Origin of the sequence: Exiguobacterium sp. s7 (assembly GCF_018618195.1) — a bacterium.
GTDB classification, from domain to species: domain Bacteria; phylum Bacillota; class Bacilli; order Exiguobacteriales; family Exiguobacteriaceae; genus Exiguobacterium; species Exiguobacterium mexicanum_A.
Map to the genome: position 1 here is coordinate 217,780 of NZ_JACSLO010000001.1, position 19,603 is coordinate 237,382.

General features: G+C 54.0%; 20 protein-coding genes. 19 read left to right on the plus strand and 1 reads right to left on the minus strand.

Annotated features, from left to right (window positions below; genetic code table 11):
• The first annotated feature begins 38 nt into the window (after positions 1-38).
• Complete coding sequence (gene rnc / locus KNP79_RS01115) at positions 39-818, plus strand: ribonuclease III (protein ID WP_214752698.1); 780 nt, start codon at positions 39-41, stop codon at positions 816-818.
• A gap of 46 nt (positions 819-864) precedes the next feature.
• Here the strand turns inward: rnc and KNP79_RS01120 are convergent, their stop codons facing one another.
• Entirely contained in the window at positions 865-1,059 is a 195-nt protein-coding gene (locus KNP79_RS01120) for a DUF1128 family protein (RefSeq protein ID WP_021067093.1), read from the minus strand.
• Between the two features lie 115 nt (positions 1,060-1,174).
• Between KNP79_RS01120 and smc the strand changes: the two genes are divergently transcribed.
• From smc to trmFO, 18 genes are all read left to right on the plus strand, one after another.
• Complete coding sequence (smc, locus tag KNP79_RS01125; protein ID WP_215190892.1) at positions 1,175-4,732, plus strand: chromosome segregation protein SMC; 3,558 nt, start codon at positions 1,175-1,177, stop codon at positions 4,730-4,732.
• The gene (ftsY, locus tag KNP79_RS01130; RefSeq protein WP_215190893.1) at positions 4,729-5,730 is read left to right on the plus strand and encodes a signal recognition particle-docking protein FtsY; all 1,002 of its coding nucleotides are present in this window, start codon (positions 4,729-4,731) and stop codon (positions 5,728-5,730) included. The genes smc and ftsY overlap by 4 nt, the downstream gene beginning before the upstream one ends.
• A 96-nt stretch (positions 5,731-5,826) precedes the next feature.
• The gene (locus tag KNP79_RS01135) at positions 5,827-6,150 is read left to right on the plus strand and encodes a putative DNA-binding protein (RefSeq protein ID WP_034777154.1); all 324 of its coding nucleotides are present in this window, start codon (positions 5,827-5,829) and stop codon (positions 6,148-6,150) included.
• A gap of 11 nt (positions 6,151-6,161) precedes the next feature.
• Positions 6,162-7,502 (plus strand): signal recognition particle protein, encoded by a 1,341-nt coding sequence (ffh, locus tag KNP79_RS01140; protein ID WP_034777156.1) that lies wholly within the window; start codon positions 6,162-6,164, stop codon positions 7,500-7,502.
• Between the two features lie 81 nt (positions 7,503-7,583).
• Positions 7,584-7,859 (plus strand): 30S ribosomal protein S16, encoded by a 276-nt coding sequence (gene rpsP / locus KNP79_RS01145; protein ID WP_021067098.1) that lies wholly within the window; start codon positions 7,584-7,586, stop codon positions 7,857-7,859.
• Positions 7,860-7,912: 53 nt separating this feature from the next.
• The gene (gene rimM, locus KNP79_RS01150; RefSeq protein ID WP_214823248.1) at positions 7,913-8,428 is read left to right on the plus strand and encodes a ribosome maturation factor RimM; all 516 of its coding nucleotides are present in this window, start codon (positions 7,913-7,915) and stop codon (positions 8,426-8,428) included.
• A complete protein-coding gene (gene trmD, locus KNP79_RS01155; RefSeq protein ID WP_215190894.1) occupies positions 8,418-9,134 on the plus strand; it encodes a tRNA (guanosine(37)-N1)-methyltransferase TrmD in 717 nt (238 codons plus the stop codon). The genes rimM and trmD overlap by 11 nt, the downstream gene beginning before the upstream one ends.
• A 114-nt stretch (positions 9,135-9,248) precedes the next feature.
• Complete coding sequence (rplS, locus tag KNP79_RS01160) at positions 9,249-9,602, plus strand: 50S ribosomal protein L19 (protein ID WP_015881369.1); 354 nt, start codon at positions 9,249-9,251, stop codon at positions 9,600-9,602.
• Positions 9,603-9,684: 82 nt separating this feature from the next.
• Entirely contained in the window at positions 9,685-10,227 is a 543-nt protein-coding gene (gene lepB, locus KNP79_RS01165) for a signal peptidase I (protein WP_034777162.1), read from the plus strand.
• A gap of 12 nt (positions 10,228-10,239) precedes the next feature.
• Complete coding sequence (ylqF, locus tag KNP79_RS01170; RefSeq protein ID WP_214823247.1) at positions 10,240-11,100, plus strand: ribosome biogenesis GTPase YlqF; 861 nt, start codon at positions 10,240-10,242, stop codon at positions 11,098-11,100.
• A 41-nt stretch (positions 11,101-11,141) separates the two neighbouring features.
• Positions 11,142-11,894 (plus strand): ribonuclease HII, encoded by a 753-nt coding sequence (locus tag KNP79_RS01175; RefSeq protein ID WP_214752702.1) that lies wholly within the window; start codon positions 11,142-11,144, stop codon positions 11,892-11,894.
• Between the two features lie 11 nt (positions 11,895-11,905).
• Positions 11,906-12,754 carry a hypothetical protein gene (locus KNP79_RS01180; RefSeq protein WP_215190895.1) on the plus strand — a complete coding sequence of 283 codons (849 nt, stop codon included), beginning with the start codon at positions 11,906-11,908 and terminating at the stop codon, positions 12,752-12,754.
• Positions 12,751-13,020 carry an EscU/YscU/HrcU family type III secretion system export apparatus switch protein gene (locus tag KNP79_RS01185; RefSeq protein ID WP_034777170.1) on the plus strand — a complete coding sequence of 90 codons (270 nt, stop codon included), beginning with the start codon at positions 12,751-12,753 and terminating at the stop codon, positions 13,018-13,020. The genes KNP79_RS01180 and KNP79_RS01185 overlap by 4 nt, the downstream gene beginning before the upstream one ends.
• Before the next feature lie 111 nt (positions 13,021-13,131).
• Positions 13,132-14,292, plus strand: a complete 1,161-nt coding sequence (gene sucC, locus KNP79_RS01190) for an ADP-forming succinate--CoA ligase subunit beta (RefSeq protein ID WP_034777171.1) — start codon at positions 13,132-13,134, stop codon at positions 14,290-14,292.
• 12 nt (positions 14,293-14,304) lie between these two features.
• Entirely contained in the window at positions 14,305-15,222 is a 918-nt protein-coding gene (gene sucD, locus KNP79_RS01195) for a succinate--CoA ligase subunit alpha (protein WP_034777173.1), read from the plus strand.
• Positions 15,223-15,277: 55 nt separating this feature from the next.
• On the plus strand, positions 15,278-16,069 hold the full coding sequence (gene dprA / locus KNP79_RS01200) for a DNA-processing protein DprA (protein WP_214707451.1): 792 nt from the start codon (positions 15,278-15,280) through the stop codon (positions 16,067-16,069).
• A gap of 66 nt (positions 16,070-16,135) precedes the next feature.
• Positions 16,136-18,232, plus strand: a complete 2,097-nt coding sequence (topA, locus tag KNP79_RS01205; RefSeq protein ID WP_215190896.1) for a type I DNA topoisomerase — start codon at positions 16,136-16,138, stop codon at positions 18,230-18,232.
• Positions 18,184-19,542 (plus strand): FADH(2)-oxidizing methylenetetrahydrofolate--tRNA-(uracil(54)-C(5))-methyltransferase TrmFO, encoded by a 1,359-nt coding sequence (trmFO, locus tag KNP79_RS01210; RefSeq protein ID WP_052090098.1) that lies wholly within the window; start codon positions 18,184-18,186, stop codon positions 19,540-19,542. Before topA ends, trmFO begins: the two co-directional genes overlap by 49 nt.
• Positions 19,543-19,603: the final 61 nt, after the last annotated feature.

Here is a 19,603-nt window from a genome sequence, read left to right on the forward strand (position 1 = left end):
CATGAGCGGTGGGCTTGTGCTTATACACGGAGGGAATTATGACAAAGGACAAGCGACGGTTTGACCGTCAAGGGTCGGCGCAACGGCGTCGGCGAAATGAGCTCGAGCGGTCACGGATTCTTGAGCAGTTTAAAGTACTTGAAGAACGGCTGTCGGTTCGATTCGCGAACCAAGACCTATTGATGCAAGCGTTCACCCACTCCTCATACGTCAACGAACAACGCGGTCTGAAAAAAGACAATGAGCGCTTAGAGTTTCTAGGCGACGCGGTGCTCGAGTTGACGGTGTCTCGGTTTTTGTATGAGACGTATCCGGAGCGCTCCGAGGGGGAATTAACGAAGTTGCGGGCGGCCATCGTCTGTGAGCCATCACTCGTCAACTTTGCGGAAGCCTATGCTTTCTCTGATTTTATCTTGCTTGGGAAAGGCGAAGAGTTGACCGGCGGACGCAAGCGTCCGGCGCTACTCGCGGATGTGTTCGAGTCATACATCGGCGCGCTCTATCTGGACCAAGGGATTGAACCAGTCGAACAGTTCCTCGCCGAAGCGGTTTTTCCGAAAGTCTTGGCCGGTGTGTTTGAAGAACAGACCGATTATAAGAGTCAGCTCCAAGAAAGCGTCCAGCGAGAAGGTCTCGGGCCTGTCTCGTACACGATTATCGAAGAGCGTGGTCCGGCCCATAGCCGGGAGTTCGTCGCCCATGCCCGTCTGTCAGACGATATCGTCGGCGAAGGCATCGGCCGATCGAAGAAAGAAGCCGAGCAACTCGCGGCGAAAGAAGCGTTGATTGAATTCAACCGGCAGTACGCCGGCCTATAAGAAAAGGAGTGGACCTCAAGGGGTCCACTCCTTTTCTGTCATCTCATCACGTCAATTGTCCGAGTTCTTCGACAATCCCATCCACTTCAGAGATCGACAGCGATGAGCGGTTCATCACGTAGTCGTAAATCTCTTTGACGGCCGAGGCGTCGGCACGGTTATATTCTTCCGCTTTGATGGCGCCGCGGTTGATGATGTTCATTTTGTCGAGAATTTCCTCAATCATTTGTTCGTTAGTCATCGGTCGTACCCCTTTCTACAGTTCTTTTTAGAATAGCATGATTCTAGCATTTTGACGAACTGGCAACTGTGGTAAAATAAACAAATGAATGCTTACTGAGGATAGGATGGTCACGATGCACTTAAAACGAATCGAACTCGCTGGCTTTAAATCGTTTGCCAAGCGGATTGAACTGGATTTTCGTCCCGGCGTCACAGCCGTGGTTGGGCCGAACGGGAGCGGAAAATCAAATATATCGGACGCTGTTCGCTGGGTACTCGGTGAGCAGTCGGCCAAATCGCTCCGCGGAGCGAAAATGGAAGACGTCATTTTTGCCGGCAGTGAAGGTGAGAACCATCGCAACGTCGCCGAAGTGACGCTCGTCCTAGACAACACGGACGCCCATTTGCGGTTGCCGTATGAAGAAGTCAGTGTGACGCGCCGTGTCACGCGGAGCGGCGACAGCGACTACTTCATGAACAAGAAGCCGTGCCGGCTTAAAGATGTGATCGACCTGTTCATGGATACGGGCCTATCACGCGATGCGTTCGCCATCATCGGGCAAGGACGGGTCGAGCAAGTCATCTCCGGGAAACCGGAAGATCGTCGGGCTGTCATCGAAGAAGCGGCCGGGGTGTTGAAGTACCGGCAGCGTAAAAAACAAGCCGAACGGAAGCTCCAAGACACCGAGTTGAACTTGTCTCGGGTCGATGACATTTTGTATGAACTCGCCGATCGGGTCGAACCGCTCCGAGAGCAGGCCGCGCTCGCACGCGAGTATCAAGTCGCCAAAGCGCGCCACGATGAGCTCGAGACGGGTATTCTCGGCGCCGAGATCACAGAACTTGGTACGGGCATCGCTCGTGTGTCCGAGCAACTGCGGACGGCAGAGACGAATCTCGCCGAGCAAGACGGCGCGTTGACCGCGATTTCAGAAGAGCGGACGACGCTTGAGGCGGCACTCGCCAAAGATCGAGAAACGCTCGACACGCTCCATCAAGAAGAACGGTCTCAAGCGACCGAGCTGGAACGGTTGACAGGTGAGATCAAGCTCGCGAAAGCCCGTGAAGAGCACGGGGCGGAGACGAAAGAACGCCTCGAGCGCCAACGGGTCGAATTGGCCGAAGAGACCGAACAGTTGACGCAGAAGTTGAACGTGGCAAACGCGGATATGGCGTCAAAAGCTGAGGCGTTACATACCGTGGAAGCGGCACGTGCCGAACTTGACGCGCAATTGACGGCGGCGACGCGTGACTTTAACGCAGAAATCGAACAGCTTCAAGGCGAGGCGTTCGAGTTGGCGACGACACGGGCCACGCTGAGCAACCAACAGAAGCGGGAACGGCGCGATATCGAACAAGCGGAAGAAGCGAAAGCTCGTCTGCTTCGTGAAAACAAGGATCGCCTTGACGTGCGGACCGAACAGACGGCATCACTCGAGGCCGAACAAGCTCGTCTCGACGAGGCTCGGCACACGTGGGAGACGCTCATGGCGGAAGAAGCCGATTTGACCGAACGGGAAGCGACGCTTCGAGACAAATTGTCGCGGGCCGAGCAATCGTACCACGACCTTGACCGCCGGCGTCAGAAGACCGAGGACCGGATCGAGTTGCTCGAACGGATGAAACAGTCGTACGAAGGCTATTTCCATGCGGTCAAATTTGTCTTGAAAGAACGGGGACCGGGCGTGCTCGGTGCCGTCGCAGAATTGATTCGCGTTCTCCCGTCCTATGAGGCCGCCATCGAGACGGCGCTCGGTCAGACGCAACAACATATCGTCGTCGAGACGGAAGAAGTCGGACGCCGAGAGATTGAACGATTACGGAAAGCAAGTGCCGGACGAGCCACGTTCGTACCGATGACGAGCGTGAAGGAACGTTATGTCCCGAGTGAAGTCGCACACCGTCTCGAATCAGTCGACGGATTCGTCGGCATCGCCGCCGACCTCGTCGAGACGGACCCGGCCTACGAAAAGTTGAAACGGTCGCTCCTCGGCGCCGTGATCGTGGCCAATTCCCTCGAGGTGGCCAACCGGATCGCCAAGACGACGGGGTATCGCTATCGCATCGTCACGCTCGAAGGGGATATCGTCAACGTTGGCGGTTCGATGACCGGGGGTAGCCGGAAGCAAGGTGTCGCCTTGTTCACCCAGTCCCGTGAACTCGATGATTTGAAGCAAGGATTGACGCAAGGGTTGGCCATGCTTCACGAGCAACAGTTGCGGGTGTCGACGTACACCGATGAGATGTCCCGACTGCGTGCGTCGCTCCAGACGCTCAGGCTCAAGAAGCGCGAGGCCGAAGAGACGCTCCGTTCGACGGAACAGGCGTTTAGAAACTTGGAACGGGTGTCGCAAGACGCCAAAGCGCAACTCGAACTGTTCGACCATGAGATGGCGCGTTACGCCCAAACGATCACATCCGCTACGAATGAGTTGACAAGGCTCGCCGAAGAACTTGAGGCGACTGATGCATTGCAAGCCTCGATTCGGACCGAACTCGAGGCGCTCCGCGGCGAGCAAGCCAAAGGCGCCGAGACGACGGGGCAACTTCAGGCAGCCATTCGTCAAAATGAACTCGATCGTCAACGCAATATGCTCGACCTCGACCGCGTCCGCGCAGAAGTCGAGCGGCTCGAGGCCGAGGTCGCTAAACAGACGGCCCGTCTTGGGCAGATCGAGCGTGAGCTCGAACATGTGGCAAGCGGCCGGGTCGTCTCGTCTGCCGAGCTCGAGCTCGAGCACGTCGAGGCGGTCAAACAGATGGACGGATTGAAAGAGCGGATGGCGTTGCATACGAAACAGCTCCACGCTGAAGAAGAGTCGTATCGCATCCTCAGACAGCGTGAACAACAGGCGTCGGACGTGCGTCGTCGGGTCGAGGCGGATGTCCGCAAGCTCGAGACCGAGGCGAACGAGCTCGAGTTGAAGCGGAAGTGGAAACTCGACGCGCTCGAGGAACGAGGGCTCGTCCTCGATTTGCTTCCGACCCTCACGATTCCGCTCGATGAGGCGAAAGAAGAGTTCAAACTGCTCGTTCGTCAAATCGAAGAAATCGGACCGGTCAACTTGAACGCGATCGAGGAGTTCGACCTCGTCAATGAACGCTTCATGTTCTTGTCCGAGCAACGGGACGACCTCGTCAGCGCCAAAGAGGATTTATACGACATCATCACCGAGATGGACCGTGAAGTGACGCGCTTGTTCAAAGAGACGTACACGCTCGTTCGTGGTCACTTTAAACAGACGTTCAACGAGCTGTTCGGCGGGGGTGAGGCTGATTTGAAACTCGTCGACGAGTCCGACCTGCTCAACACGGGCATCGAGATCGTCGCCAAACCGCCCGGGAAGAAGTTGCAGACGCTCAGTCTGTTATCAGGCGGAGAGCGGGCCTTGACGGCGATCGCGCTTCTGTTCGCCATCCTGAAAACGAGACCCGTCCCGTTCTGTGTGCTCGATGAAGTCGAGGCGGCTCTCGACGAGGCGAACGTCCATCGGTTCGGGGAATATATCCGGACGCTCTCAATCGATACACAATTCGTCATCATCACCCACCGTAAAGGGACGATGGAGGCGGCGGACACGCTCTACGGCGTGACGATGCAACAAAACGGTGTCTCCGAGGTGCTTTCGGTCGAACTATCCGAAGCGAAGCGCGTCGTCGAGACGGAACAAGAGATGGAGGAATTAAGTTGAGTTTTTTTAAGAAGTTAAAAGATAAATTGACGACCTCGACACAAGAGGTGTCGCAAAAGTTTACCGACGGATTGACGAAGACACGAGACGGATTTGCCAGTGCCGTCAACGACCTCGTCTATCGGTTCCGCGAAGTCGATGAGGATTTCTTCGATGAACTCGAGGATTTGCTCATCCAGGCGGATGTCGGCGTGACGACGACGATGGACCTCGTCGAAGATTTGAAAGAGGAAGTGAAACGTCGCAATTTGAAAGACCCGGTCGGTGTCCGTGACGCCCTCGTCGAAGTCGTGGCGAACCGTCTCCAAGAAGACGAGGCGGATCGTGAGTTGAACATGCAGGACGGATTGACGGTCATCTTGTTCGTCGGCGTCAATGGTGTCGGCAAAACGACGACGATCGGCAAACTCGCCCATCAATTGAAGTCGGAAGGGCGTTCGGTCATGCTCGCGGCAGGCGACACGTTCCGGGCCGGTGCCATCGATCAGCTCCAAGTCTGGGGCGAACGCGTCGGAGTCCCGGTCATCCGTCAAGCCGAAGGGTCGGACCCGGCCGCGGTCGTGTTCGACGCTGTGCAGGCAGCGAAATCACGCGGCGTCGACGTCTTGATCTGTGACACGGCCGGACGTTTGCAAAACAAGGTCAACTTGATGAAAGAGCTCGAGAAAGTGAAGCGCGTCATCGAACGTGAAGTACCGAACGGGCCGCACGAGGTATTGCTCGCGTTAGATGCCACAACGGGACAAAACGCGATGGTTCAAGCGAAAGCGTTCAAAGAAGCGACGAACGTGAGCGGGATCGTCCTCACGAAGCTCGACGGGACGGCTAAAGGGGGGATCGTGCTCGCGATTCGAAACGAGCTCGATATCCCGGTCAAATATGTCGGTCTCGGTGAGAAAGTTGATGATTTACAGGCGTTCGACCCGGAACAGTTCGTGTACGGATTATTCGGGGACATCTTCGAAGAAAAACAACAGACAAACGATGACCTCGCCTAACTTTCACTGTTAAGAAAAAAACTTGACAAGAGGTGGGGACGGCTGTACTATTGGTAGTTGTAAAGGGATTTCACTTAACATGTGGAGGTGGAGGTCATGTCGCTCGAAAAGACGAATCGAATGAACTATCTGTTCGATTTTTATCAAGCGCTTCTCACACCGAAACAGCGCAACTATATGTCTCTTTATTACCTAGATGACTACTCGCTCGGAGAGATTGCGGAAGAGTTTGAAGTCAGCCGTCAAGCGGTCTACGATAACATAAAGCGTACCGAAGCGATGCTTGAGCAGTATGAGGAGAAGTTGGCCTTGTTCGAGAAATTCGAACAGCGGCAACAACTGCTTCAAACGCTCAAACGTCAAGTCGAGCACTCGCCCGATTTGACGGAAACGATTTCGGCGCTTGAGAATTTAGAGTAGGGGGCTGAAGCATGGCATTTGAAGGATTATCCGAACGGTTGCAATCGACACTGGCGAAAATGCGGGGGAAAGGTAAAATTTCCGAAGCAGATGTCAAAGAGATGATGAGAGAAGTTCGTCTCGCTCTCCTTGAAGCCGATGTCAACTTCAAAGTGGTCAAACAGTTCGTCAACGACGTGAAAGAACGGGCCATCGGCCAAGACGTCATGAAATCGTTGACACCTGGCCAACAAGTTGTCAAAATCGTTCATGAAGAGCTAACGAACTTGATGGGAAGCGACGTCGTCCCAATCACATTTAACCCAAAACCACCGACAGTCGTCATGATGGTCGGGTTACAAGGTGCGGGGAAAACGACGACGACCGGTAAGCTCGCGAATTTGATTCGCAAAAAGCATAACCGGAGTCCACTTCTCGTCGCGGCAGATATTTATCGGCCTGCGGCCATCAAACAGCTCGAGACACTCGGCAAGCAGCTCGATTTACCGGTGTTCTCACTTGGCGACCAAGTGAAGCCGGAAGAAATCGTCACAAAAGCGCTCGAGTACGCCAAAACCAATCATCACGATTTCGTGTTGATCGATACGGCCGGTCGACTTCATATTGACGAGACGCTCATGGGCGAGCTCGAAAACGTGAAGACGATTGCCAAACCAAATGAAATCTTCCTCGTCGTCGATGCGATGACGGGTCAAGATGCGGTCAACGTGGCCGATAGCTTCAATGAGAAACTCGGAATCACCGGCGTCGTGCTCACGAAGCTCGACGGTGACACACGTGGTGGGGCAGCCCTTTCAATCAAGGCAGTCACGGGAGCGCCGATTAAATTCGTCGGTCTCGGTGAAAAGTTGGATGCCCTCGAACCTTTCCACCCGGAACGCATGGCGTCACGGATTCTTGGAATGGGTGACGTGCTCACGCTCATTGAAAAAGCCGAGTCACAGATGGACCAAGATGCCGCGAAAGAGCTTGAAAGCAAAATTCGCGACGCATCGTTCACGTTCGATGATTTTATCGAGCAATTGGGTCAAGTGAAAAACATGGGCCCGATTGATGAATTGCTCTCGATGTTACCTGGTGCAGGTAAGATGAAAGGGTTGAAGAACGTCCAAATCGACGAGAAGCAACTTGATCATGTCGAGGCGATCATTCGCTCGATGACGAAGCATGAGCGCTCCAATCCTGAAGTGCTCAACGCGAGTCGTCGCAAGCGGATCGCAAAAGGGAGCGGTCGCTCCATCCAGGAAGTGAACCGTCTCATCAAACAGTTCGATGACATGAAGAAGCTCATGAAGCAGATGTCAGGACAAATGAAAGGGAAGAAAAAAGGTCTCGGCCTTCCATTCTTCTAAGAAAACTTTTGTCAGTCGGACAAAAAAGCAGTATACTATTAAAGTTGTCAATTCTTAAACACATGATGGAGGTATATTACCATGGCAGTTAAAATTCGTCTCAAGCGCATGGGCGCAAACAAATCACCTTTCTACCGGATCGTTGTAGCTGATTCACGTTCACCACGTGATGGCCGCTTCATCGAGCAACTCGGTCACTACAACCCGGTTGCAAAACCAGAAGCAGAAGTTCGCATCAACGAAGAACTCGCTCTCAAATGGTTGGCAGACGGCGCGAAGCCATCTGACACAGTACGTAACTTGTTCTCTAAAGCAGGGATCATGGAGAAATTCCACAACGCGAAAAACGCGAAGTAAGGATGTGGCCGACCTTTTATGAGGTCGGCCCATTTTTGTGAGGAGGCATAACAATGGAATGGTTATACGTAGGTAAGATCGCCAACACCCATGGCTTAAAAGGAGAATTGAAGTTGCTCGCCGCGACCGATTTTCCGGCGGAGCGCTTCAAGAAGGGCGAGACGCTCTATTTAGACATCGACGGCAAGAAAGTGCCGTTCGAAGTGACGACGTATCGTCCACACAAGCAGTTCCATCTCGTCACGTTCAAAGGACTCGAGAACATCAATCTCGTCGAGAAATATAAAGGGATGAAGTTGTATGTCCACGTCGAGCACGTCCACGAGTTGCCGGAACATGAGTTTTATTATCATGAGATTATCGGCTGTGAGGCTGTCGTCGAGGGTGAGGTCATCGGAGTCGTCGATGACATCTTCGAGACCGGCGCGAACGACGTCTGGGTCATCAAACGCCCTGGCAAGTCGGATGCGCTCATCCCGTACATCGAATCGGTCGTGAGCGACATTGATGTCGAGGCGAAACGTGTCGTCATCACCCCGATTCCGGGAATGATCGACGATGAAGATTGATGTCTTAACCTTATTCCCTGAGATGTTCGCCCCGCTCGATCATTCGATCGTCGGACGGGCGCGCACGCTCGGTCACGTCGAGATGGCGTTCACGAACTTCCGTGACTTCTCGACGAACAAGCACCACAAAGTCGACGATTATCCGTACGGGGGCGGGGCGGGCATGCTACTCACCCCGCAACCGATTTTTGACGCCTTTGACGCGATCGCGAAGACGCGTCCCCGTGTCGTCGTCACGACACCGACCGGACGCCGTTTTGACCAACGAATGGCAGAAGAGTGGGCGTCCGAGGAACACCTCATCTTTTTGTGCGGTCATTATGAAGGGTTCGACCAACGGATCCATGACGAGCTCGCGACGGACGAAGTGTCAATCGGCGATTTCGTCATGACCGGCGGTGAGCTCGCGGCGATGGTCATGATCGATGCCACGGTGCGCCTCATCCCGGAAGTGCTCGGCGACCAGGCGAGCCACGAGGACGACTCGTTTTCGACGGGACTCCTCGAATACCCGCACTATACGCGTCCGGCCGACTTCCGGGGCCTCAAGGTACCGGACGTCCTCTTGTCGGGCAATCACGCCAACATCGAGACGTGGCGTCGTGAACGGTCACTTGAACGCACGTATCGACGGCGGCCGGAACTGCTCGAGCAAATCGACCTGTCGAAGGCGGATAAAAAATTCATTGAATCGTTGCGCGATTGACCAAATTATGCTATGTTTGAGCATGTGGGTTAACCCCCACCGATTACCGATGTTCCGCTATTGGATGCTTGGGCAGATGAAGATATGAACATTGAAGAAAAAGGAGAACAATTCATGAACACACAAAAACTGTTCCGTGAAATCACAGAAGAACAATTCAAATCGGACGTACCTGCTTTCCGTCCTGGTGACACAGTACGTGTCCACGTTAAAGTCGTAGAGGGAACGCGTGAGCGTATCCAGATCTTCGAAGGCGTTGTCATTAAGCGTAAAGGTGGCGGCATCAGCGAAACATTCACAGTCCGTAAGATTTCTTACGGCGTAGGTGTTGAGCGTGCATTCCCGCTTCACTCACCGCGTGTCGCGCAAATCGAAGTCGTTCGTTACGGTAAAGTCCGTCGTGCGAAACTCTACTACCTCCGCAACCTTCGCGGTAAAGCAGCACGTATTAAAGAAATCCGTCGTTAAGATGGGGATTAAGCTTGTCGCTTGCGACAAGCTTCTTTTTTTCTAGTACAATAAGTTCAAACGGACAGAGGAGTGAGGCAAGTTGAAAGAAGTGTTCAGTTGGCTTAAGGCGATCGTCGTGGCGCTCGTCATCGCGTTCGTGATCCGGACGTTCATCTTTGTACCTGTCATCGTCGAGGGAGAGTCAATGATGCCGACGCTCCAAAATGCCGATCGCATGATCGTCAGCAAAATTTCGAACTACGTCGGTGAGCTCGATCGGGGCGATATTATCGTCTTCCACGCGACGGAATCAAAAGACTATATTAAACGCGTCATCGCCATTCCTGGCGACACGCTCGAATATCGGGACGATACGCTTTACTTGAACGGCGAAGCGGTCGAAGAACCGTATTTAGAGGATTTCCAGGCCCAGATGAACGGCTTTCCTCTTACCGAAAACTTCACGCTCGAACAAGTGACGGGCGAAACGGTCGTCCCGGAAGGTTCGTACTTCGTGATGGGTGACAATCGACAAAACTCGAAAGACAGCCGTGAAATCGGCTTTGTCCCGAAAGAGGACGTCGTCGGCAAAACGAACTTCGTGTTCTGGCCGCTCGGCGATTTCGGGACCGTACAAGAATAAGGTGGTGTTTTTTTGGCAATTCAATGGTTCCCTGGCCACATGGCCAAGGCACGAAGACAAGTAACAGAAAAGTTAAAGCTCATCGATGTCGTCATCGAACTCGTCGATGCACGCGTCCCACAATCGAGCCGTAACCCGATGGTCGATGAGATCACAGAAGGCAAACCGCGTCTCATCGTCTTGAATAAAGCGGATATGGCCGATCCCGTCGTCACCGACGCCTGGCTCCGCGCCTTGAAGCGTGACGACGTCGAGGTCGTCGCCGTCGACGCGAAACATAGCAAAGGCTTGAAGCAGCTCATGTCGGGCGCCGAGAAGCTCATGCAAGAAAAGCATGACCGCATGCGTGAGAAAGGCCGGAATCCCGGTCCGATCCGCGCGCTCATCATCGGTATCCCGAACGTCGGGAAATCGACGCTCATCAACCGCCTCGCTGGACGCAATATCGCTGTCACTGGCGACCGTCCGGGTGTCACGAAGCGTCAGCAATGGATCAAGATGAAGGGCGGCGAGATGGAATTGCTCGATACGCCGGGTATTCTGTGGCCGAAGTTCGAGGACCAGATGGTCGGTTATCGCTTGGCGGCGACCGGTGCCATCAAGGACGATATTTTGAACCTTGATGATATCGCGCTCTATGCGGCCCGTGAGCTATCGGCCCGCTATCCGGTACAGGTGAAAGAGCGATTCAAAATCGATCAACTGCCGGAAGACGCCGTCGAACTGCTCGAATTGATCGGGAAGAAACGTGGACTCGTCAGCGGCGGCTACGTCGATTTCGAGAAGGCGAGCGAATTACTATTGAACGAACTACGTCATGAGAAAATCGGACGGGTCTCTCTTGAGACACCGGCCGACCATGACATGGCGTGAAGTCCTGTGCAAACAGGGCTTTTTTGAATAGGAGGAACAGCATGACGATTCAAGCGATTAAACAACGGCTACAGACGGTCCGATATGAAGAGTGGGAAGCAGTCCGGGCCGAACTGAAGGATGACCCGCGCGCAGGCGTCCAGACGTTGCTCAGGCAGCGTGAGCGCCAGTTCAAGGTCGAACGTGAGCGCCAGGACGATTATGCGGCCCGGAGCGTGTTCGAGGACGAGTTGAAGGCAAACGGTTATGTCCGCATCGGTGGCGTCGATGAGGTCGGTCGAGGACCGCTCGCCGGTCCGGTCGTCGCCGCGGCCGTCATCTTGCCGGAAGGATTTTATCATCCGGGCTTGAACGACTCGAAACTGATGTCGCCATCAGCACGTGAAGTCGCGTATCGGGCCCTCATGGACGAGGCCATGGTCGGCGTCGGCATCGTCGACGCCGACGTGATTGACCGCGTCAACATTTACGAGGCGACGAAACTCGCGATGATGGAGGCGGTCCGGCAACTCGGTGAAGTCGATGCGCTCTTGATTGACGCGATGACGCTCGAGCTCGACGTCCCGCAACAATCGCTCATCAAAGGCGACGCCCGGAGCGTATCAATCGCGGCGGCGAGCGTCGTCGCCAAAGTCGTCCGTGACAACATGATGGAAGACTACGCCGTCCTCTATCCCGGCTACGGTTTCGAACAGAACGCCGGTTACGGGACGAAAGCGCACTTGGCCGGACTAGCGGAACATGGGATCACGCCAATCCACCGAAAATCGTTCGCGCCGATTAAACATATGTAGGAGGGGTCATCATGCGGATCGATCATCAAGGCGTCATGCCGTTCAAGGTCACGGAACAGAATTCGCGGCAATTGCTCATCGGCAATACGGTCGTCGGTCGGGTGCTCCAGCTGCTGCCGGGAGGCGAGGCGGTCATGCAACTGCCGCAAGGCTTGTTCCGGGTCGGGGTGAACGCTGACGTCAAAGAGAATGTCACGTACAAGATGGTCGTCACCGAGCTCGAACCGAAACTCGTCTTGAAAGTCGTGCCGCAACAAGCAGAAGCCCTTGCGCAAGCCGCACGGTCCCCGCTCGCCCTTTTAAGTTCGGAACTCGGACGGCTCGCCCGTCAGCCGCTCGACACGCCTGAATCACTTCAGGCGCAAGGGCGTCAACTGCTCGAGAGCGGAGCCGGGTCGGATGTGAAGCAACTCATCGGCGAATTGTTCAAAGCGAAAGGGGACCCGAAGTTCGAGCAGTTCGTCCGGGCTCAGGAGACGTTCAATGCCCTTCAGACGCCGCCATACGTCGCTCAAGCATTTCACATACCGCAATTAGGACCGTTTGAACAAATCCGCTTCCGCCTCGAGGCGCCGAAGGGCGAGATGATTGACGCCGACCACGCACGCATCGTCCTATTTTTGGAGACACCGAAGTTTGGAGAGACGGGTATCGATCTGCTTGTCCAAAAGCGACACGTCACGATCAAAGTGTTCAATGAACGGCACAATTTGAGCCCGTTCGTCAACGCTTATGAGCCGTCGCTCAGCAAGGCGCTTGAAGCGAGCGGCTATGAACTGTCACGCTTCTCGTTCGAAGAAAAGCGGGAATCCGTGCCAGACACGTTCGCCCCGCTCGGAAAGGTGGACCAACGCATATGACGGACCGTAAGCAAGCGATCGCCTTGTCCTACGAGCAATCGATGGATTCCCCGCGTGTCGTCGCCAAAGGGGGCGGACTCGTCGCCGAGCGCATGCTCGCGCTCGCGCAGGAGAACGGGGTTCCGATCCATGAGGACCCGGCGCTATTGTCACTATTGTCCGCTTTACAGATTGAGGAGCATATCCCGGACGACCTTTATCAGGTCATCGCCGAGCTTTTCGTGTTTCTTTATCAGATGGAACAAGGAAAAATCGAAGATGTCTAGGGGTAGATGTGAAAAAAAGATGAAAACTTAAAGCAAGAACGATAGACAGCGCTTTCAGTTTTTCGTTACAATAGACGTGCCGATATTAAAGGGGACTAAGGGGGAAACGAAATGAATATCCATGAGTATCAGGCGAAAGAATTGCTTCGTGCGTTCGGAGTGGCCGTACCTACGGGCTATCCGGCGTTTAGTGTTGAAGAAGCAGTTACAGCCGCTGCCAAGCTAGACGGTGAACTAAAAGTTGTCAAAGCCCAGATCCACGCAGGGGGCCGCGGGAAAGCCGGCGGTGTCAAACTTGCGAAGACGGATGAGGAAGTCAAACAGTATGCGTCAGAGATTCTCGGCAAGACGCTCGTCACGCACCAGACTGGACCTGAAGGAAAAGTCGTGCAACGCCTTTACATCGAAGAAGGATCTGCGATTGATCAAGAATTTTACTTAGGACTTGTGCTTGACCGTTCGATCGGCCGAATTGTCATCATGGGTTCATCAGAAGGCGGTATGGACATCGAAGAAGTCGCTGAACATACGCCAGAAAAAATTCATAAAGAAGTCGTCGACCCGGTCGTCGGACTCCGTCCGTTCCAAGCGCGCCGTCTTGCCTTCAAGATGGAAGTGCCGACCAAGCTCGTCAACAAGTTCAGTGACATGGTCATGAAACTGTACAAAGTGTATGTCGAGACGGATTGTACGATCGCAGAGATCAACCCGCTCGTCACGACGAAAGACGGAAACGTCATCGCCCTCGATGCGAAGCTCAACTTCGACAGCAACGCGCTCTATCGTCATACAGACATCGTCGATCTTCGTGACACGACGGAAGAAGACCCGCGTGAAGTCGAGGCGTCGAAACACGACCTCAGCTATATCGCGCTCGATGGAAATATCGGTTGCCTCGTCAACGGAGCCGGTCTCGCTATGGCGACGATGGATATCATCAAGCACTACGGCGCCGAACCCGCTAACTTCCTCGATGTAGGTGGCGGTGCGACGAAAGAAAAAGTAACGGAAGCGTTCAAATTGATTTTGTCAGACGACCAAGTCAAAGGCATTTTCGTCAACATCTTCGGTGGCATCATGAAATGTGACATCATCGCTGAAGGTATCGTCGCGGCGACGAAAGAAATCGGTCTCGATTTACCACTCGTCGTCCGTTTAGAAGGCACGAACGTGGATGCGGGACGACGCATTCTCGATGAATCTGGACTTGCGATCACTTCGGCGAGCTCGATGGCTGACGGTGCAGAAAAAATCGCGGCACTCGTTCGATAAGGGGGAAACGACATGAGTATTTGGGCGAATCAAGATACAAAAGTGATCATTCAAGGGATCACGGGGAAACAAGGTCTGTTCCACGGCGAACAGATGCTGGCTTATAACACAAAATTGGTCGGAGGCGTGACACCTGGAAAAGGTGGCACGACCGTACTTGACGGCGTACCAGTCTTCAACACGGTGTCAGAGGCCGTCGAAGCAACGGGCGCGAACGCATCGATCATCTACGTACCACCGGCCTTCGCAGCCGATTCAATCATGGAAGCGGCCGATAGCGGGATTGAACTGATCATCTGTATCACAGAAGGCATCCCGGTCATCGACATGATTCAAGTGAAACGTTACCTCGAGGACAAACCGGCCCGTCTCATCGGACCGAACTGCCCGGGAATCATCACGCCAGGGGAAGCAAAACTTGGCATCATGCCAGGCTATATCCATACGAAAGGCCACGTCGGTATCGTCTCGCGTTCAGGGACGCTCACGTACGAGGCGGTCCATCAGTTGACGACGGCCGGGATTGGACAATCGACAGCGGTCGGAATCGGTGGAGACCCGGTCAACGGGACGAACTTCATCGATACGCTCCAAGCGTTCAACGAAGATGAGGACACGAAAGCGGTCATCATGATCGGTGAAATCGGTGGAACGGCTGAAGAAGAAGCCGCCGAATGGGTGAAGGCGAACATGACGAAGCCAGTCATCGGCTTCATCGGTGGTCAAACCGCTCCTGAAGGGAAACGGATGGGCCATGCGGGCGCCATCATCTCAGGCGGAAAAGGAACGGCCGCCGAGAAAATCAAGACGTTGAACGCCAACGGAATCGAAGTCGCCGAGACGCCTGCCGTCATCGGAGAGACGCTCATCCGGGTGTTGAAGCAAGAAGGATTGTATGAAGCTTGCGTGACGGGTCAACCGACCACGTAAACCATTCGGAAATGAGGGATGCGCGCCATCCCTCATTTTTTTAGAGGTGATTGTGATGAATCAAACAATCGCTCGATTCGCGGCTGAACGGCTGCCGGTCGAGTTCGTCCATCATTACTTATCGCATCCGGGTTCGAGCACTCGTCCCTTCCATCCGAACGTCTGGAACAAAGCAAAACGGGCGCTTCGTTCAACGGTCACGTACGACCGTTTTTTGACGTGGGAAGACGACGCGTTCCCGCGCGCGTTGCTCGACATTCCGAACCCTCCGTATTGTTTGTTTTACCGAGGCGATTTAGAGGTACTACAACAACAAACGACTGCTTTGGTCGGAAGCCGTGAATTGAATCGCATCAGCCATCGTCTCGTCGAGCATTTCTACCCTTTAATAGAAGAAACTGTCTCGGTATCGGGCGGTGCGCTCGGCATCGATGGTCTCGTCCATGAGTTGGCACTCCAGCATAACCGTCCGACGATCGCTGTCCTCGGAGCGGGCTTTTCACACATGTATCCTCAAGCGCATGCGCCACTGTTCGAACGAATTTCGAGACACGGGTTACTCCTCACCGAATATCCACCGGAAACACCTGTCAAAAAATTTCAATTTTTAGAACGTAATCGTCTCGTCAGCGGACTCGGCGATCAGCTCGTCGTCATTCAAGCCCGTCAGAAGAGCGGGACGATGAATACGGTCGGACATGCGCTCGAGCAAGGAAAGACGGTGTTTGCGGTACCTGGAAGCCCGCTTGATCCGCTCGCGGCAGGTCCGAATCGATTGATTGAGGACGGGGCGATTCCATTGACGACTTCCGACCAAATTCTAATGCGTTCAAGGATTGGACGTTGACAAACGAGCGACAACATGAATATTATGGTAGGGATTTAAAACGACCTCTAAAAGGGGAGCAGATGTATGGCAAAATATTTGGTGATCGTCGAATCACCGGCGAAAGCAAAGACAATTAAACGTTATTTAGGATCGAATTACACGGTCAAAGCGTCAATGGGTCACGTCATCGATTTACCGAAAAGTCAACTCGGTGTCGACGTGGAACATGACTTTGAACCGAAGTACATTACGATTCGTGGAAAAGGCCCAGTTCTGAAAGAATTGAAGACGGCAGCCAAAAAAGCGACGAAAATCTTTCTCGCGGCTGACCCGGATCGCGAAGGGGAAGCGATCGCCTGGCATCTAGCGCGTGCCCTCGGTGTCGACGAAACGACAGAATGTCGGGTCGTCTTTAACGAGATCACGAAAGATGCGATCAAGGAGTCATTCAAGCACCCACGTAAAATCAATCACGATCTCGTCGACGCCCAACAAGCGCGGCGAATTTTGGATCGTCTCGTCGGATACGGGATGAGCCCATTATTATGGAAGAAAGTCAAAAAAGGCTTATCGGCCGGACGTGTCCAATCAGTGGCCGTCAAAATGATCATCGACCGGGAGCGGGAGATCAACGCCTTCGACCCAGAAGAGTATTGGACGATCAAACTCATGCTCAACCATGAAGGCGAATTGTTCGAGACATCGTTTTATGGGAAAGACGGGAAGAAACTGGAGCTCAAGAGCGAGGCAGACGCCGACGCGGTGCTCAACGCGATCGACGACTCGTTCAAAGTCATCGATGTCACGAAGAAAGAGCGGAAGCGGAACGCCTCGCTCCCGTTTACGACAAGTTCGCTCCAACAGGATGCGGCCCGTAAGCTCAACTTCCGTGCCAAGAAAACGATGATGCTCGCGCAACAGCTTTACGAAGGGATCGACCTCGGTAAGAAAGAAGGTACCGTCGGTTTGATCACGTATATGCGTACCGATTCGACACGGATCTCAGATTTGGCGAAAGAAGAAGCGAAATCGTATATCGAGTCCACGTTCGGTGAAGAGTATGTCGCATTGCAGAAACAAAAAGAGAAGAAGGCGGCAAACGCCCAGGATGCCCACGAAGCGATTCGTCCGACGTCGGCGTTACGTGACCCGGCCTCGGTCAAAGCATACCTGTCACGCGATCAGCTCCGACTGTACAAGTTGATTTGGGAACGTCTCGTGGCGAGCCAAATGGCGCCGGCTATTCTCGACACGGTAAAAATCGACGTCGAATCGAACGGCATGATTTTCCGTGCCAACGGGTCGACCGTCAAATTCCCAGGTTTCATGAAAGTGTATATCGAATCGAAAGATGATGATATCGAAGATACGAATCCAGAAAAAGAAGGGTTGCTCCCACCGCTCGAAGTCGGCGACCTCGTCAAGTTCGACACGATCGAGCCGAAACAGCACTTCACCCAACCGCCGCCGCGCTATAGCGAGGCACGGCTCGTCCGGGCGATGGAAGAGCTCGGGATTGGTCGTCCGTCGACATATGCGCCGACGCTCGACACGATTCAAAAACGTGGTTACGTCGTCCTCGAAGAGAAGAAGTTCGTCCCGACGGAGCTCGGTGAACTTGTCATCGAGATGATTGACGAGTATTTCAACGATTTCATCACCGTACAGTTCACGGCCGACATGGAGACGCTCCTCGACTCGATCGAGAACGAGGAAGTCCAATGGACCGACGTCGTTGCCCCAATCTATCGCAGTTTCGAGAAACGCTTGAAACGGGCTGAGGCCGAGATCGAGAAGATCGAAGTGAAAGATGAACCGGCTGGCATCGACTGTGAAGTATGCGGTGCGCCGATGGTCATCAAAATGGGCCGCTACGGTAAATTTATGGCGTGCTCGAACTTCCCGAACTGTACGAACACGAAACCGGTACAAGTCGAGATCGGCGTCCCATGTCCGAGCTGCAAAGACGGACAAGTCGTCGAACGACGCAGTAAAAAAGGTCGTCTATTCTACGGCTGCTCGAACTATCCAGACTGTGAGTTCGTCTCATGGGACAAACCGGTCGCGAAACCGTGTCCGGAATGTGGTAAGATGATGGTCGAGAAAAAAATCAAAGACGGCGTGAAATATCAATGTACGAACTGTACCCATGCCGAGGTACATCAGTTAGAGGAGGATTAACTTTGCAGCAACGTGTAACTGTAATCGGAGCGGGCCTCGCCGGCTCCGAGGCGGCTTGGCAACTCGCGAAGCGCGGGATTCAAGTCGATTTGTATGAAATGAGACCGGTGCGAAAGACGCCGGCACACCATACGGACCAATTCGCGGAATTGGTCTGCTCGAACTCGCTCCGGGCGAATGGGCTCCAAAATGCGGTCGGTGTCTTGAAGGAAGAGATGCGTACGCTCGACTCGCTCATCTTGAAAGCGGCGGATACGGCGAGCGTACCGGCCGGCGGCGCTCTCGCCGTCGACCGTCACGACTTCGCAGGATTCGTGACCGACACGTTGAAAAACCATCCGAACGTGACCGTGCACAACGAAGAGATCACGGCGATTCCGGACGGGATCGTCATCATGGCGACCGGGCCGCTCACATCGCCTGATCTTTCGGCTTCGCTCAAAGCGTTCACTGGTGAAGACTATTTATACTTCTACGACGCAGCTGCTCCAATCTTGGACGGCGAGACGATCGACCGGGACAAGGTTTACTTGAAGTCACGTTACGATAAGGGCGAAGCGGCCTATCTCAACTGTCCGATGACGGAAGAGGAGTTCGACTTGTTCTATGACGAACTCGTCAAAGCCGAAGTCGTCCCGCTCAAAGAGTTCGAGAAAGAGATTTACTTCGAAGGCTGCATGCCGTTTGAAGTACTCGCCCAACGCGGCAAGAAGACGCTCTTGTTCGGACCGATGAAGCCGGTCGGCCTCGAAGATCCGAAGACGGGCAAACGTCCGCATGCGGTCGTGCAATTGCGGCAAGATAACTCGGCCGGGACGCTCTTCAACTTGGTCGGTTTCCAGACGCACCTGAAGTGGGGCGAACAGAAACGAATCATTCAATTGATTCCAGGTCTTGAGAACGCCGAGATCGTGCGTTACGGTGTCATGCACCGGAACACGTTCATCAACTCACCGAGCCTCTTGAAACCGACGTATCAGGCCCGCACACGCGACACGTTGTTCTTTGCCGGCCAGATGACCGGTGTCGAAGGGTATGTCGAGTCGGCGGCCTCCGGTCTCCTCGCCGGGATCAACGCGGCGAAGCTGATCGCTGGGGAAGAGCTCGTCGTTCTCCCGCGTGAGACGATGCTCGGTTCGATGGCGCACTACATCACGACAACGGACGGGAAACACTTCCAACCGATGAACGCGAACTTCGGTCTCGTGCCGTCGCTTGAAGACGCTCCGAAGAAGATGAAGAAACAAGAACGTTACGAGCGCTACGCGAACCGTGCCCTCGAAACGATTCAACAGTATAAAGAGATTTAAGGGAAAGGAGCCATTTTTTGGCTCCTTTTTGATGAATCTAAATTTCAATTGTGTAATTTGT

Coding starts and splice junctions, on each gene's coding strand:
- rnc (WP_214752698.1), top strand. CDS start 39: ATGACAAAGGACAAGCGACGGTTTGACCGTCAAGGGTCGGCGCAACGG.
- KNP79_RS01120 (WP_021067093.1), bottom strand. CDS start 1,059: ATGACTAACGAACAAATGATTGAGGAAATTCTCGACAAAATGAACATC.
- smc (WP_215190892.1), top strand. CDS start 1,175: ATGCACTTAAAACGAATCGAACTCGCTGGCTTTAAATCGTTTGCCAAG.
- KNP79_RS01135 (WP_034777154.1), top strand. CDS start 5,827: ATGTCGCTCGAAAAGACGAATCGAATGAACTATCTGTTCGATTTTTAT.
- ffh (WP_034777156.1), top strand. CDS start 6,162: ATGGCATTTGAAGGATTATCCGAACGGTTGCAATCGACACTGGCGAAA.
- rpsP (WP_021067098.1), top strand. CDS start 7,584: ATGGCAGTTAAAATTCGTCTCAAGCGCATGGGCGCAAACAAATCACCT.
- rimM (WP_214823248.1), top strand. CDS start 7,913: ATGGAATGGTTATACGTAGGTAAGATCGCCAACACCCATGGCTTAAAA.
- trmD (WP_215190894.1), top strand. CDS start 8,418: ATGAAGATTGATGTCTTAACCTTATTCCCTGAGATGTTCGCCCCGCTC.
- rplS (WP_015881369.1), top strand. CDS start 9,249: ATGAACACACAAAAACTGTTCCGTGAAATCACAGAAGAACAATTCAAA.
- KNP79_RS01175 (WP_214752702.1), top strand. CDS start 11,142: ATGACGATTCAAGCGATTAAACAACGGCTACAGACGGTCCGATATGAA.
- KNP79_RS01180 (WP_215190895.1), top strand. CDS start 11,906: ATGCGGATCGATCATCAAGGCGTCATGCCGTTCAAGGTCACGGAACAG.
- KNP79_RS01185 (WP_034777170.1), top strand. CDS start 12,751: ATGACGGACCGTAAGCAAGCGATCGCCTTGTCCTACGAGCAATCGATG.
- sucC (WP_034777171.1), top strand. CDS start 13,132: ATGAATATCCATGAGTATCAGGCGAAAGAATTGCTTCGTGCGTTCGGA.
- sucD (WP_034777173.1), top strand. CDS start 14,305: ATGAGTATTTGGGCGAATCAAGATACAAAAGTGATCATTCAAGGGATC.
- dprA (WP_214707451.1), top strand. CDS start 15,278: ATGAATCAAACAATCGCTCGATTCGCGGCTGAACGGCTGCCGGTCGAG.
- topA (WP_215190896.1), top strand. CDS start 16,136: ATGGCAAAATATTTGGTGATCGTCGAATCACCGGCGAAAGCAAAGACA.
- trmFO (WP_052090098.1), top strand. CDS start 18,184: ATGTACGAACTGTACCCATGCCGAGGTACATCAGTTAGAGGAGGATTA.